This is a genomic window from Stenotrophomonas indicatrix (assembly GCA_041545745.1).
Taxonomy (GTDB): Bacteria; Pseudomonadota; Gammaproteobacteria; order Xanthomonadales; family Xanthomonadaceae; genus Stenotrophomonas; species Stenotrophomonas indicatrix_A.
Window position 1 is genome coordinate 2785101 of sequence record CP168152.1, and the last position, 13747, is coordinate 2798847.

The window sequence follows — 13747 nt, forward strand, 5'->3', positions numbered from 1 at the left end:
TTTTTGCTTGCGCTCAGTCCGACATCCGCATCTGGCAAGCATGGAGACGAGAAACGGTAAGACTAGGTCCGTGGCAGGCGAGCTGCCTGGCTAAACACCGGACCAGTCACGCCGCATGCTCATTGGCTCAACAGCTTGCTCTTCTGAGCGTCGAACTCGGCTTGGGTCAAGACCCCTTGCTCCTTCAGCTTCAGAAGCTTTGCCAGTTCGTCAGCGACCGATAGGGGTTTTGCGATAGGGACCGGCGCATCTGCGGGCTCCTCTACCGAGTTGAGGACCTGAGTAGTCGTGGGGCGGTAGTCACGCTCGACGGTGAACGTGAGTGGAGAGTCGCTGCGCGTCACATCGAGCTGATAGGTCGGTGCCTTGGTGGCTTTTTCCAAGCCGTCCAAGAAGTCACTTTCGGTCTTGAACTTCTTTCCGGCCACTGAGGTAATGACGTCTCCTGCCTTGACGCCCGCTCGGTCCGCAGCTGCACCCGGCGTCACCTCACTCACCACGTAGCCCGCGTGCCTGCCGCGCGGAGCGACTTGCCCTAAGACTCCTAGCATGGCGTGGTTAGGGAACGTCGTTCCTGGGGGAAACGAGCCTCCCGCGCTGACTAGGAAGTTCATGATGCTGTTATGGAAATCCGCCCCGGAGAAAGGAGCACGCTGCATCTGGCCGAATGCCATCTGGGTCTCCAGCCAACCCGATACCTGGACGCGCGATACTCCGGAAATCTCACTGACGTTAAAGCGGAAGAAACGCCGTGGCGGTGTGGAGTAGCTGTTCCCGAGCAGCATCTGCCCCATGATGGACTGGCCGGTGCTCAATGGAGACTCGCAAACAACTTCTGTATCACCGCTGCTTACGACCGTCCACTGGACGTCCATGCATTTGCTCGACAAGCGCGAAACCGCAACCGACGCCTTGCTTGGGAACACCGCCTCCGGCATACCGCTGGGAGTTACAGCGAACAGCTGGGAACCAGCCGCAGTGAACGGCAGGACGATGGAACCGAGCAGAAATACAAGCCTGTGAATGGTCATGTGCGCTCCCCCTAGAGCATTCGACGTCAAGCATTCCCGCAATAGTAGCCGTTTTAACGAAAACTACACAGGTCAGGGGCGGCCCGCCGACACGCTCCTGCTAGACCGAAGCAAACAGCCCGGCCCGGGGAACTGAACGGCGGGAAGCCGGATAACGTCGAGCAGCTGCGTCGGCGAGCTGGCCGGATTGAAGCACAACCCGGCAACCCGGGGAATACTGCAATACTGGATCGCGAGGACGCTGAGCTTGACGTCCGGGGCGCGGTGACTTCCCCTTCTGATAAGAGCTTAGGCGGTGAAATGAACAATCCAAGCAATCCCCCTACTTCCATCCAAGACTACGCCAAGCGGACTGCGGGAACCTTGAATGCCGCAGGCGTGCTCGCCAACCGCCTTAGCCTGCCAGCTGGCCTGCCAGACAAATATATGGTGGCATGGACGCTGCTCAGGGTCTCATTCGATCATGCTGCGAGCATCAATTCGCTCCTCTATCACCATGGCATCGAACTGTCCGGATCAGCATTTGCACTACTCCGGCCAATGAATGAGGCACTCAAACGAGGCGCCTGGATTGCACTCTGCGCGACGGACGACCAAGTCCAAACGTTCATCACAAAAGACAAGCCCCCCAAAGTCAATCTCGCCGAACAGATCGAACAGGTCCCGCCCTTTAATGAGTTCCCTTTGTTTAGCAAACAGCACGCAAATGCCTGGGACAAGTTCCATAGCTTTACGCACGCAGGAAGCCAGATGGTTGGTGCCTATACGCAGCGGGAGAGCGTCGGCCCCGCGGTCCCGCCGGAGCTCATCATCGAAGTGCTGAACCACGCTGAAGCCATTGCGATGATGGTGGTCCAGATTATGGTAATGATTGCTGGAGATTTTGACCCAGACCTCGCGCATGCTGTTCTCGGGGAGCTTAACGAGATCATCCCGACTGCGAAAAGGCCGTAGGAAAGCTGAGGGTAGCCCTCGTGGGCGGGAACAGCTCCCAGCTGCAAACGCTCACTGACGTCGCCCTTCCAAGCCAAGACAGCATGGGGTGGCAGTGTAAGAAGAGCCGATTTATACCTGCTGGCATCCGGAATGGAAGCGATCCTGCCGCTTCCTAGCGTGAAAGCCAACTACCAGCTGCTAAGCCACGCACTCGCCATCTCAAGCCAACGCCGCTCTGAGGCGCACCCCATCCCCAATCAACCGAACCATTCCATTCTGGTCTGTGCGCCTGAGCAGCCAACGCGTGACCAATGTATGCTCGGGGTTCTGGATTCGCCCATAAAGGACCAAGCATGTTCACATCGGAGCAAACTGAACGCATCAAGGAAGTTCAAGCCATCCTTCTCTTTCCGCTCGATAAGCCCTATCAATTTCTTTCGACACGCATGCTGGCCTGGGATTACACAGCCTTTCAGACGGCACTGACGATCTCATGGCTGATCAAAGGGCGGCGCGAAGGACAATGGGTGGAAAATACAGAAGCGCTGGCATCTATTTCAGACCAGCTAGACTTCGATGAGCACCCCGCGGAATATTTAAGCGTGATCGAAAATTATCTATCCTCTTTGGGGCTCGACGACTACAGAGATGTTTCGCTCCCGAATGACTGGCCTTCATATGGTGAGGATAATGCGTTCGACCCCGACTCGATCTCCCAGAAAGTCTCAGATTTTGCCTCAACACTAATTAATGCCAAGTCTGAGGATACGCTGGAGAATTCGAACAAAGTGCCTCGGCCCCGCTCGCCATGGAGTTCTACACCCGGCAGATAAAGGGCACTTTTGGGTTAACCGGGGGCGTGCTGTGCAACAAAAGTGAGCGCGCCAGCCAAGCTTCCATCTGGGCCATCTCACGGCCATAGTATCGCTCGATATAAGCTTTACCTTCGTCGTTGAGATAGCGCCAGGTTACGGCTGCGCACTCCCAGTGCCCCGTCAGGAGTGCTGCGCGCATTGCGTATGCCGCATTAGGGATCAGAGATCTCTCAAGGATCGCTTGGCTTAGGTGAGCGTCGCCCGTCCTGTTCGTTATAGAAAGGAGCCCTATAAAGGCTCGCTGATCATCCGACTGTGTGGAGAGAGCAACGCGAACCAGGACTCTCGCCGTAGTGCGATGACCCCACGGCAACGCCAGTGCAGCTCCTCTCGAGCAAAATCGAGCGACATCTGGCAGTCCTATGCGAAGCAGCAACAAAGCCAGGCGCGTGTGACCTCTCTCGGCGGCCAAGAGAAACGCGCGCTCCATCCTCCAGGACGTGCTCGCTCGGCCAATAAGCACTTGCACAGCTTCCAGGAAACCGCCCTCGCAGGCCTCGGTGAGCGCTCGATCACAGCGGGCAGCCTCGTGTAACTGATCAAGCATCTCAATAAGCGCCGCGAGGTCACGCCGTTTGACTGCCCGTAGAGGCGTATCGAATTGATGGTTGGCTAGACAGCGAGTCGCGCGCGACCTTAGAGCCTTAGCATGTGTGCCGGAGGTCCGGACGATAGATGGCATACCAACCGTAAGTCCCTCGACGAAAGGCAGACGAGCAGGACTGCAATGGCATTGTTTAAAGACGGTGTAGTTCATGGTGTGCTCCTGCCACCAACCTAGCGCCTGGTCAGTGGCTGTCAACATTCCCTCTCCGTGACAGGAGACGGTTGACGCACCCGCCAGGCGCTTACGCCTTGGGCTTGAGTCAGGCTACTTAGGAACGACCGCCAGCCACCGGCCCTAGCGCTTGTTTTGTCTCAAAATCGCAAGACCACCGCCGTAGATCTCGCTCGGCTTGAAGCGCTCCGATTTCAGATTGCCTAACTGCCTTCTTAAGTAGATTCACTTTAGGCAAATGGGCTGCGATTTATCCGCCATTCATTTTGATAATGTGATTTATGTCTCTATTTCCTAGCATTTTTACATTTAAAACACTACACGCGCATATATGGTTTCGACCGAATAGGCATCATCGGAAGCCATGGCGCATATAACCTTCAACCAAAGAATAAGACAAAACTCACCACGCAACTCTCGACATTTTCGAGACACATTTTTGCATTGCCTAAGTCGTCCTTGAACTCGAAATTCCTGCCATGATTTTGGATTGACATAAATCTGAGCCACCTTATCAAAGATCTACCTTCTGCAATTGGATCGTAGATGCACTTTCAACACCCTCAACTTAATCACTATCTACAAAAGCCTACGGGCCAGCTCTATATCCGCAGCATACGTATCGGCAACGTCGAATTTGGCGATATGGTGATTCAAGATCGCGCAGGCGCGCTTCATCTGCAGGACCTGGTTCAAGCAACCTACGACCACAGTGAGAAGATCCGCCGGCTACGGCGAAACGGCACCCGCTATCCGGAGCCCCTGCCCTTGGCCACCCCCGCCAGGCTTCTTTCAGAAGAGGTCGACGACTTCCTCAAAGACAAGGAACGGCAGAACCTTCGCACCACCACCATCGATGCCTACCAGCGGACGCTTGCCATTCTGCAACGAGTGACCGGCAACACTTCTGCCTCTCGGATCGATCACACGCACATCTATCAGATGTGGGATCTGCTGCGCTGGGCGCCTCATGACTTCATGACAAACCCTGCCTGTAGGGGCTTAACTCCTGAACTACTGATCGCCCAGGGCCAGAGCCAAGGACGACCGCAGCTGGCCAACTCCACCCTTGAGCTCCATCGCCGCTTCCTTGCCTCCTTCTTCAACACCCTAGTCAAAGCCCGCGCCATTCCTCACTCACCAATGGATGCGTTCAAGCCAGCACGAGAAGAGCTTTTGGTCGATCAAGATGAGCCCGACCGCCTGCTCTCCACTGAGGAGGTCCAGAAGATATTTGACCCCGAGACATTCCTCCCTTGGCCAGGAAGTACCCGCACAGATGGTGGTGCCCGCTCATCGCGTTGTATACAGGCGCCCGCATCAATGAGATCGCCCAGCTCAAAGTGGCTGACATCGTTCAAGACCATGGCGTGTGGTGCTTCTCTGTGCAGAAGACCGTGGATGAAGACCTCGCCCAAAGCGCAGGGCGCCGTAGTCGCCAAAGCATCAAAGGGAAGAGTGCGATCCGCAAGGTGCCGATCCACGCCAGGCTGATCCAGGCGGGCTTCTTGGACTTCGTGGCTGACATCAAAGCCTGCGGACACCCGCGCCTCTTCCCACACCTATCCGCCAGCGTTTCCAAAAAGACCGGCAAAGTCACTGGGCGCTACAGTCAAGGCTTCGTCAATCAGTTTGGCGCCTACCTAAAAGGAGTTGGGTTTGCCAAGGGTATCGGCTCCCACGCATTCCGCCACACACTGGCCACTGAGCTCGATGCGAAAGGAGTGCCGATTGAGCACATCGCCTTGATCACTGGTCACTCGCTCAACAAAAGAGCACCGGTGCTACAAGACAATTACGTGCACAAGTCAGCGAGCCATGTGAGGAAGACCCAGGCTGAAGCCTTGGCTCACTATCAACCCTCAATTTCAGTTCCTATGTATGTGCGCGGGCAATTCAGAGAAAGACTGAGCAAGGAGACGAGGATGTATCCGTGAACCCTCCATCGAACGATCTTAGTGAATCGGCCCGATCGGGAGAGATTAATCGCCACATGCATCTAGATGTTGGTGGTGTTTCTCATTCTTCCAAAAGAGACGCCACCGCAGCCAGCGACTCTGAGATGACAGTACTAGAGGCCATTTCCTTGATCTGAAATTTGCGAGCCCTAGCGTCGACCGTGCGCACCTGGTCGCAAAGAACCACACCTTGAACGCCGGAGCCCGACCCCATCAGCGGCACCATAAACCCTGACTGTCGGTCATCAATACCAACGCCCTGGGTAATCGGCGCGATGAGAAGCAACCCGGACTGGCGATTGAACTCCAGAGTAGATAGAACCAGTGCATAACGCCCCCCACTCGCTCCATCCTGAATTTCCTTTCCGGCCGTAGGCGACAGGGTCAGATGGATGATGTGCCCCCGCTTGGGAACTGCCATCAGACAAGCTCTCTGCCGACCAGCTCATCTCCTAAAAAATCGTCCCTGTACCAGTCCTCAGGCCTCTTTGGTGACACGGCTAAACGCTGAGCCAAGGTCACCGCGGTCGCGCGCACCTCCAACACCCTCCCGTTTAAGGAAAGCACTACGTCCGCGTCAGCGGCCACCCCCATCAGGGCAGTCATCGTCTTTGGCAAGGCCAAGATGACTGACCCCCCTGAGCGGCGAAGGGTCGCGCGCACTTCCCCAGAGGACGCGTCAGTGTGCACACCAACTGGGCGCTTGGGCTTGTCCGAAAGCCCGCTAGAGCCGCTACGCGAACTCTCACTCACGTTTCTAGGATTATTTGTATCCACAAACGTCATGATCTTGCGGGCCATCAGCGTCTCTTAAAATCGGCTAAGTTATACTTAAATATAACATTTGACAGACCCCATGTCAATAAGGTAGGCATTGAGACATATCGCAACCGAGGAGAGAGTCAAACGTCGACGGCGTTCGCATAGAGCACACTGCGCTGGTCAAGGCTACGCAATCAGCAAGAAAGCATCCGTGTTCAAAAGACAAAATGCCGGCAACATGAGAAAGTCGTGGCACAGCGTTATTTGCTCAAACAGCAAATTTGGCGATTTGACAGACGGCCATATAGAGCTATGTTCGGTCGATGAATCAGTCTAGCCCACGCGCCCACCGTTTTGTTCCCTGTAGCGTTCCTTTGAGCGCCAGCGAGTCGCACGCACGACGATGCATTGTGCAGTCAGTCATCATCCAGGTGACGCGAGACGGTACAAAGGTACCAGAGCCTCTTCTTGCCGTATTAGAGGCGTATATCAAAGGCGATTTCGACTTTGTTCCGTCTCCATAAACCCAGTAAGACGACTAGAAGTCAGCCACACGGCTGGAATACGGTAGCCCACCGCCACAGCTCGACCTTCGCTGCTGGTCCGCTTACGGGGGCTGTCAACCGCGTTGGGAACCTGGGCTTGCTGGACCCACAGCCAGCTCCTTGCCGGTCGGGCTCATTCGTCACGGATCAAGCCAACGGGCGCTACAGCCAAGCGTTCGTCAACCAATTCGCGGCTTACCTGAAAGGGCTGGGTTTTGGCAAAGGGATCGGCTCACACGCCTTCCGCCATATCCTTGCAACCGAACTGCCAAGGGCGTGAGGGTTGAGCATATTGCGCTGATTACCGGCCATGCGCTCAATAAGAAGGCGCCCGTGCTGCAAGACAATTACGTGCACAAGTCTGCCAGCAATGTCAGGAAGATCCAGGTTGAAGCCTTGGCTCACTATCAGCCCGCCGTGTCACTTCCCGTCTATGCGCGCGGAGACAGTTCAGAGAACGATTGAGCAAGCGAGCGAGGATGTAATCCATGAGCGCACCATCTAAGCGAAGGCCCCCAGATCCCCTGCCTCGTCATCTGGCTCCCCATCTGTCTTCATCAATCATCATAAGCGATTGCGTAGCCCCTCCTTAGGCGATTGATACGTGCGAACCCCATCTCCCCCAGGTGCATGCCGGCCACCAGTAGCTCATCTGAGCTGACCATATCCAAGAGCTTTGAACGGGTGCCCGCCGCCAACTGCGAGTCCTGGTCGAACGCGATGGATACGTTGGGCCTGGCAATTTGGATGTGGGGGAAATGCACGATGTCACCCCAGATCAACGCACTGCGGCCCTCCGATTCCACCCGATAGCCGGTGTGCCCAGGCGTATGGCCCGGCAGCGGGACCATACTAATACCGGGCAGCACATCGTCCTCAGCCAACAAGCGCAAGTTGCGGCGGTATCCGGCGAACACCTGCCGTGCGAGCAGGAAGTTGCCCCGGGCACGATCATTGCTGCGGGCAAGGTTGCCGTCGTCCTCCCAGAACGCCAGCTCGCGTGGGTGTATGAGCAGCTCCGCATTGGGGAAGACGGGGTGACCTTGAGCATCGAGTAGACCGCCAACATGATCAGGATGCGCATGCGTGAGCAGGATCGTATCCACATCCGCGGGCTGCACACCGGCTCGCAACAGATTGCCCCTCAGCTTCCCTCCCCAGCCCTTGATCCCCCCGGCACCGGCGTCGATGAGGATCGTGCGGTCCTTCCCACGCACCAGGTAGGTGTTGATGTGGATCGAGGACGGGTCGCTGACCCCTGCCTTCAGCTGTAGCTGCGCGGCCTCGGCCGGATCAATGTGGGAGAGCAGATCCAAACTGGCGGTCAGATGGCCATCGCTGATCGCTTGGATCAGGAAGCCACCGATCTGGAGGGTGGGCAGAGCCCGTTCAACGATGGATGCGTTCATGGCCGCTCGTCAGTTTCGTGCGTGGAGGGAATCACTGGCGTAGCCAAAGCAACGGATGCGCGCCGTCAGCCCTGCATGGTCTTGGATGGCCAGGTCGAGCTGCCGCATGAATTCGTCCATGAGCTCGGGCGTCCTCCCCGGTCCCAGTCGATAGGCCAGTTCCGCGGACGCCGGATGGCCCCGTCCCTGGCGCGCAGCCAGGTAGAGAATGTGGACGTTGTCCAACGCAGCACCAAGCACCTCCGTGCATAGCATCGCGCATCGCTCAGTGAGCTCCACCAGACTCTTGTCCGCCGGCATCCCTTCCTCGGTGAAGTAGATCGTGAGTCTAGGCATGTGAGCGCTGCTCCGATCCTTGTTGGCCTTCAATCGCCTCGCTCTTGAGTTGTGCTGTCATAGGCGTATACGCATACACCCCACTCGGAAGGAATTCCTCAGCTGGAGCTATCCCGGCCGGAAGGCGCGCAAGCCAGAGCGCTGCGGGCGCATGATCCAGCGCAACCGCATGCATGGCCTCGGGGGGGGGGGCCATCGCAATGAGCGGCTCAGGGCCGACGCGACTCACCAAGAGGTAATCGCCCTGTTCGACGGCGAAGGCCCGATCCAAGCCACTGTATAGGTTGCGATGCCAGTCGGTGATGTGCTGCTGCCAGCGCGCGAAGTTGCCCCCTCCTTTCCGGGCGTACTCCTCCCCTTGCAGGACCTCCAGGCCGTCTATCGAGTGAAGGGCAAGGTAGGTCGGGCACCCTGCACCACATGCCCGGAAGCGCTGCGAGGTGTGGAACCCACGCACGGAAATGAGCGCAGGCAATTTGTGCAGGCTGTAGAAATCGTTCCATTCATCCTCGCTGGCGGAGTCGGAATAGCTGCATTCGACGGTGTAGATCATGGGAACACTCCTGGGCCGGCTTGTGCGCGTGCCCCTTGTTGATGTCCCATCATGCTAGGCCTGCATTGGCTCCCACCAAATCGATGTTTCGGTATGCTTCAGTGACAAAAGGTCACGTTGAATCCCCATGCGCAGGAAGATTCCCAGCAGCACCGCCCTGACCGCGTTCGAGGCCGCCGCCCGCCACGGCAGCTTCGCGCGGGCAGCGGAAGAGCTTTCCCTCACCGAGGGGGCGATCAGCCGCCAGATCGGCAGGCTGGAGTCCTTCCTAGGGGTCCCCCTGTTTGAGCGGGTCGGCAATCGCGTCCGCCTGCTGCCCAATGGCGAGCGATACGCTGCCCAAGTCCGCGAGTCGCTGGACCGCTTGGACCGCGACAGTCAATACCTGATGGGCCAGCCGAAGGACGCTGCAAGCCTGGACATTGCCGTCACGCCCACCTTCGCGTTGCGATGGCTCATCCCTCGCCTGCCCGCGTTTAGTCGCGCGCACCCGAACATCACCGTGCACCTTTCCGAGCGCACTGACCCGTTCGCGCTTGCCGGCAGCGGATTCGATGCCGCCGTGCACTTCGAGCACCCAGCCTGGGCAGGTATGCGCACATACCCGCTGCTGCAGGAAGTGCTGGTGCCGGTGTGCCATCCCGCGCTCATCAATGGCGCAAAGGCTCGCGTCTCGCTGGACCAACTGCCGCGGCTACACCGACGACAAAGCCCCGATGCCTGGCACCGCTACGCCAAGGACTCAGGCATACCCCTCACCAACCCAGCGGTGGGGGCACGCTTCGACCTTCATGCGATGTTGATTGAAGCAGCGCTTGCAGGCCTCGGGGTCGCCTTGGTGCCACGCCTCTACGTGGACACAGAGCTGGAGCAAGGTCGGCTAGTGGCGCCATGGCCGCAAGGCGAGGCGGTGTCCAAGACGTTCTGCCTGGTGCTGTCCGAACCGATCGGTTTGACTGCCGGTCCAGTGCAAGCGTTTGCACACTGGTTGCAGGAAGAGGCCCGCGCGGCTCGGATGGAAAACTGACTTGATGACCACGCCGTAGGAGCGCTCGCAATGACAGCATTGGCCTACCGCTAAGAGGGTTATGCAGGCGCCCCTTCGTTGAATGATTCACTTAGACGACCATGTGGCCGAACTTCGTCACATCCAACTGTGCTGGGAACTGTGCTCTCAGAAACTCGGCAACAGAGTCCTCTGGAGAGCAATGGCCGGAAAGCGCTGTAGATCATCCGGAATCCTCAGATAAAGCTGATCAAATTTGATCTTCATCCTCCTTCCTCCGCCTGCTCACCCGAGCCTCGGCGGATGCCTGGGCACGTGCACGACCTAGCCCGACCGCGTCCCGTACGCTCAACTCCCCCCAGATCTCTTTCCGGGCTGGCCAACACCCTGGATCATCGTCTCGCTGAATAAGCCACAGAGCTGTGGCCACGATGCCCAATCTTACGGAGGGGTCACCGGCCTCAAGGCGAAGCAACGTAGACACTGAAACACCCAGTCGCTAGGCCCATGCTTTAAGGGACTCTCCGCGCCTCAATCTGGCCACAGCCGAATCCGCCCCAAGCTTCTAAATTGCAGCTGCGGTAGACCATGGAAGTTACTGGATTGCGCGGGAAGCCTTTGACATAAACATATAGCTTACTTAAATCCGCATATTTGCAAACATATATATTACTTTTTGCGCGGAACGCTCCAAGCCACTTCATTCTCCCGATGGAGGCGATGGCAGGAGTGCTCGCCCCTCCTCATCACGAGCGCTGGCGTGTTCAAGACCTCCGCATCTGATACGGCCGCGCTGGCGTATTGGTGGGGACGTCTGATCCAACGCGTCCATCGCTGCTGCGTTGACAGCCGGCCAAGGTTGGTTCCAGCCATCCCATCGCCGACCTGGCTAGGCCTCACAGGTCGAGGTGGGGCCGCATCAGCGCCTCAAACCATTCAATGAAGGCATTGAGTCGGCGAGAACGCTGCCTGCGGTTGGGGTAGACAAGCGATACCTGCATGGGCGCGGCGCGAAAGCCGGGCATGACTTCCACAAGTTCGCCCCTGTCGAGCAGGTGCTGGACATCAAACCGGGGAATCTGGATCAATCCCATCCCCGCCACGCAGCAGGCGATGTAGCTTTCGGCGTTGTTGACGACCACCCGGCTGGCTACGGCGACCAGCCGTTCCTGGCCCGACACAACGTATTCCCAGGGAAGTTTGCGCCCGATGGAAGGCGAGGCATAGCCCACGGACAAGTGGCCCTGGAGCAGATCCTCCGGCCTAGTCGGCATGCCATGCTCACGCAGGTAGCCCGGGCTGGCGCAGTTGACCAGGGCGATATGCCCCAGCGGACGAGCGACCAGACTGCTGTCGTGCAGCGCGCCGATCCGCACGGCACAATCAACGCCTTCCTGCACGAGATCGATCGCTCGGTCGGTCGAGCCCAATGCCAGCTGGAGACCGGGATAGCGACGGAAGAAGCCGGGCAGTGCAGGGGCAATCAGCCGACGCGCGATGCGGCTGGGCACGTCCACGTTGAGCCGTCCCGAAATCTTGCGTTGGCTGGCATGGAACAGCTGCTCGATGTCTTCGGCGTCGCAGAGGAACAGGCGGACGCGCTCTAGCAACTGCACGCCATCGGCAGTGAGTCGCACCTGCCGTGTCGTTCGGTGCAACAGGCGCGAGCCCATGGCTGACTCAAGTTGCTGGACGGCAGCAGACACCGATGCGCGCGGCACGTCCAGCGCATGGGCGGCCTTGATGAAACTGCCCATCTCGGCAACCTGAACGAAGATGCGGTACTGACCGAGTTTGTCCATTCATCCTTTCCCACGATCGCGCAACCACCAAATAACACCGACGGCCCCCACACATGCGAGTGCTCGTCATGTCCAAGGACCCTACTCGTCCAAGGCATCGAGCACCAGCTCGGCGGTGAGCCCACTGCTGTACTGCTGCTGCCCGGTGATCAAGCGCCCATCGCGGATCGCAAACGGTTCGTTCGCGCCCCGGCAGCGGTAGGTGGTGCCCTGGATCCGGGCGGCTTCGCCCTGGATGGTGTAGTCGTTCAGGGTCATGCCAAAGGCCTTGTTGACCTCGTCCTCCTCCTCGTCGCTGAAGCCGGTCCAGGTCTTGCCTTCGGCCAGCAACCTGCCATCGGACAGCCGCGTCCAGAGCAGGAGGCAAGCGCCGTGGCAGATCAAGGCGACGATCTTCCCCTTCTCGTAGAAGTCGGCAATCAGCGCGTGCAGCGCCGGGGCGTCCTTGAAGGTAAGCAGCGGCCCGCCCCCGCCGGCAACCCACACCGCGTCGTAGTCGTCCACGTTCACCGCACTGATCGGCAGCGTCTGCCTGAGCAACGGGCCAAACCCGGCGTGATGGACGAAGCCCAGAGTGACCAGGTCGTCGGCGTAGGGGCCGCCGGGCGTGCGCGGGTCGCTGTGCGTGTCGATCATGACCTCGCCGCCTTCCGGAGACGCCAGGTCCACCCGATGCCCGGCTTCTGTGAACATCAGGAAGGCGCGGGTCATCTCTTCGCCAAAGAAGCCCACCGCAAAGCCCTTCAGCTGGGCGGTATTGGAGACGATCGACAGGATGCGGCGCGGCTTGCGCTTCACGCCGATGCGGGTTTCAACTTTCAGGTCAGACGCTGGCATGGCTGTGCCCTCCAAAGTTCAACTATCGCCCGGGCCCAGGCCCCGGCGGCGGGCATGGATGCCTACTTGGTGGTGTATCCACCGTTGATGAGGATGGTCTGCCCGGTGATCCACCAGCCGTCGCTCACCAGGTGGCGGATGAAGGGCACGACATCCTCGATGTCGGTCAGGCCGGTCTTGCTGAAGGGCGAAAGCGCCGCGGCCGTCTTGTGGTAGGCCACCGCATCGGCGCCCTCGGCCGGATAGAAGAAGGGCGTGTCCATCGGGCCCGGGCCGATGGCCGTGACCGAGATGCCGCGTGCACCGAACTCCTTGGAGGCCGCGCGGGTGAAATGCTCCACCGGCGCCTTGGTGCCTGCGTAGGCGGCATAGAACGGGGTGAAGGCGCCCAGCAGCGAGGTCACGATCGTGCAGATCTTGCCGTTGTCGTTGAGGTTCCTGCCGGCTTCCTTGAGGAAGAAAAAGGCGGTCTTGGAATTGACGGCCGTCATCTGGTCATACTCGGCCTCGCTGATCTCGGCCATGGGCTTCTTGAGCACCTTGCCGACGGTATTGATGGCGATGTCGGGCTTGCCGACCGCCGCGACAGCGTCGGCGAACAGCTTTTCGACGGCACCGGCCGTGCTCAGGTCGCCCTGCAACGCCACGGCCTGCGCACCACTGGCCTGCACCGCGGCGACGGTGGCGTCGGCATCGGCCTTGGAGGCGGCGCTGTTGTAGTGGATCACCACGGCCTTGGCGCCCTGCGCGGCCAGGTCGCGGGCGATCAGGCCGCCGAGGTTCTTGGCGCCGCCGGCGATGAGGACAACCTTGCCCTGGATGGAATGGTCTGCCATGGAAAAACTCCTTCACGAGTCACGGAGAGTTGAGCTTAGGCGGCTCCTGCCAAGCGATAATCCGTCACTGACTGGATAGATAA

The 13747-nt window shown here is 58.9% G+C and carries 11 protein-coding genes and 2 pseudogenes; 5 read left to right on the forward strand and 8 right to left on the reverse strand.

The window, feature by feature from the left end; genetic code table 11:
* Positions 1 to 119: 119 nt before the first annotated feature.
* On the reverse strand, positions 120 to 1031 hold the full coding sequence (locus tag ACEF39_RS12830) for an SHOCT domain-containing protein (RefSeq protein WP_500285326.1): 912 nt from the start codon (positions 1029 to 1031) through the stop codon (positions 120 to 122).
* A gap of 300 nt (positions 1032 to 1331) precedes the next feature.
* On the opposite strand from ACEF39_RS12830, the gene ACEF39_RS12835 reads away from it, so the two are divergent.
* The 3 genes and pseudogenes from ACEF39_RS12835 (at position 1332) to ACEF39_RS12845 (ending at position 5557) form a co-directional block, all read left to right on the forward strand.
* The gene (locus ACEF39_RS12835; RefSeq protein WP_500285327.1) at positions 1332 to 1985 is read left to right on the forward strand and encodes a DUF6988 family protein; all 654 of its coding nucleotides are present in this window, start codon (positions 1332 to 1334) and stop codon (positions 1983 to 1985) included.
* A gap of 335 nt (positions 1986 to 2320) precedes the next feature.
* Positions 2321 to 2800: a hypothetical protein gene (locus tag ACEF39_RS12840; protein ID WP_500285328.1), complete on the forward strand. Its 480-nt coding sequence runs from the start codon at positions 2321 to 2323 to the stop codon at positions 2798 to 2800.
* A gap of 1366 nt (positions 2801 to 4166) precedes the next feature.
* Positions 4167 to 5557, forward strand: a pseudogene (locus ACEF39_RS12845) (site-specific integrase).
* 82 nt (positions 5558 to 5639) lie between these two features.
* On the opposite strand, the gene ACEF39_RS12850 reads toward ACEF39_RS12845, so the two are convergent.
* Positions 5640 to 5999, reverse strand: coding sequence for a type II toxin-antitoxin system PemK/MazF family toxin (locus ACEF39_RS12850; RefSeq protein WP_500285329.1), 360 nt, complete (start codon positions 5997 to 5999; stop codon positions 5640 to 5642).
* Positions 6000 to 7027: 1028 nt separating this feature from the next.
* Here ACEF39_RS12850 and ACEF39_RS12855 point away from each other — a divergent pair.
* A pseudogene (locus ACEF39_RS12855) lies at positions 7028 to 7370 on the forward strand (site-specific integrase); the annotation flags it as partial.
* Between the two features lie 72 nt (positions 7371 to 7442).
* Here ACEF39_RS12855 and ACEF39_RS12860 read toward each other — a convergent pair.
* From ACEF39_RS12860 to ACEF39_RS12870, 3 genes are read right to left on the reverse strand one after another with little or no spacing between them, the layout of a single operon-like run.
* Positions 7443 to 8294: an MBL fold metallo-hydrolase gene (locus tag ACEF39_RS12860; protein ID WP_500285330.1), complete on the reverse strand. Its 852-nt coding sequence runs from the start codon at positions 8292 to 8294 to the stop codon at positions 7443 to 7445.
* Between the two features lie 9 nt (positions 8295 to 8303).
* The gene (locus ACEF39_RS12865) at positions 8304 to 8630 is read right to left on the reverse strand and encodes a hypothetical protein (RefSeq protein ID WP_265951466.1); all 327 of its coding nucleotides are present in this window, start codon (positions 8628 to 8630) and stop codon (positions 8304 to 8306) included.
* Positions 8623 to 9183: a hypothetical protein gene (locus ACEF39_RS12870; RefSeq protein WP_500285331.1), complete on the reverse strand. Its 561-nt coding sequence runs from the start codon at positions 9181 to 9183 to the stop codon at positions 8623 to 8625. Before ACEF39_RS12870 ends, ACEF39_RS12865 begins: the two co-directional genes overlap by 8 nt.
* A gap of 127 nt (positions 9184 to 9310) precedes the next feature.
* On the opposite strand from ACEF39_RS12870, the gene ACEF39_RS12875 reads away from it, so the two are divergent.
* Entirely contained in the window at positions 9311 to 10210 is a 900-nt protein-coding gene (locus tag ACEF39_RS12875; RefSeq protein WP_265951468.1) for a LysR substrate-binding domain-containing protein, read from the forward strand.
* Positions 10211 to 11085: 875 nt separating this feature from the next.
* On the opposite strand, the gene ACEF39_RS12880 is transcribed toward ACEF39_RS12875, so the two are convergent.
* The 3 genes from ACEF39_RS12880 to ACEF39_RS12890 form a co-directional block, all read right to left on the reverse strand.
* Complete coding sequence (locus tag ACEF39_RS12880; RefSeq protein WP_265951469.1) at positions 11086 to 11991, reverse strand: LysR family transcriptional regulator; 906 nt, start codon at positions 11989 to 11991, stop codon at positions 11086 to 11088.
* 81 nt (positions 11992 to 12072) lie between these two features.
* Positions 12073 to 12789, reverse strand: coding sequence for a type 1 glutamine amidotransferase domain-containing protein (locus tag ACEF39_RS12885; RefSeq protein WP_337302025.1), 717 nt, complete (start codon positions 12787 to 12789; stop codon positions 12073 to 12075).
* A gap of 101 nt (positions 12790 to 12890) precedes the next feature.
* Entirely contained in the window at positions 12891 to 13664 is a 774-nt protein-coding gene (locus ACEF39_RS12890) for an SDR family oxidoreductase (RefSeq protein ID WP_500285332.1), read from the reverse strand.
* Positions 13665 to 13747: the final 83 nt, after the last annotated feature.

What these genes read in the sequence shown, in the direction of transcription:
- ACEF39_RS12830 (WP_500285326.1), bottom strand. Translation starts at nt 1,031, where the DNA reads ATGACCATTCACAGGCTTGTATTTCTGCTCGGTTCCATCGTCCTGCCG.
- ACEF39_RS12835 (WP_500285327.1), top strand. Translation starts at nt 1,332, where the DNA reads ATGAACAATCCAAGCAATCCCCCTACTTCCATCCAAGACTACGCCAAG.
- ACEF39_RS12840 (WP_500285328.1), top strand. Translation starts at nt 2,321, where the DNA reads ATGTTCACATCGGAGCAAACTGAACGCATCAAGGAAGTTCAAGCCATC.
- ACEF39_RS12850 (WP_500285329.1), bottom strand. Translation starts at nt 5,999, where the DNA reads ATGGCAGTTCCCAAGCGGGGGCACATCATCCATCTGACCCTGTCGCCT.
- ACEF39_RS12860 (WP_500285330.1), bottom strand. Translation starts at nt 8,294, where the DNA reads ATGAACGCATCCATCGTTGAACGGGCTCTGCCCACCCTCCAGATCGGT.
- ACEF39_RS12865 (WP_265951466.1), bottom strand. Translation starts at nt 8,630, where the DNA reads ATGCCTAGACTCACGATCTACTTCACCGAGGAAGGGATGCCGGCGGAC.
- ACEF39_RS12870 (WP_500285331.1), bottom strand. Translation starts at nt 9,183, where the DNA reads ATGATCTACACCGTCGAATGCAGCTATTCCGACTCCGCCAGCGAGGAT.
- ACEF39_RS12875 (WP_265951468.1), top strand. Translation starts at nt 9,311, where the DNA reads ATGCGCAGGAAGATTCCCAGCAGCACCGCCCTGACCGCGTTCGAGGCC.
- ACEF39_RS12880 (WP_265951469.1), bottom strand. Translation starts at nt 11,991, where the DNA reads ATGGACAAACTCGGTCAGTACCGCATCTTCGTTCAGGTTGCCGAGATG.
- ACEF39_RS12890 (WP_500285332.1), bottom strand. Translation starts at nt 13,664, where the DNA reads ATGGCAGACCATTCCATCCAGGGCAAGGTTGTCCTCATCGCCGGCGGC.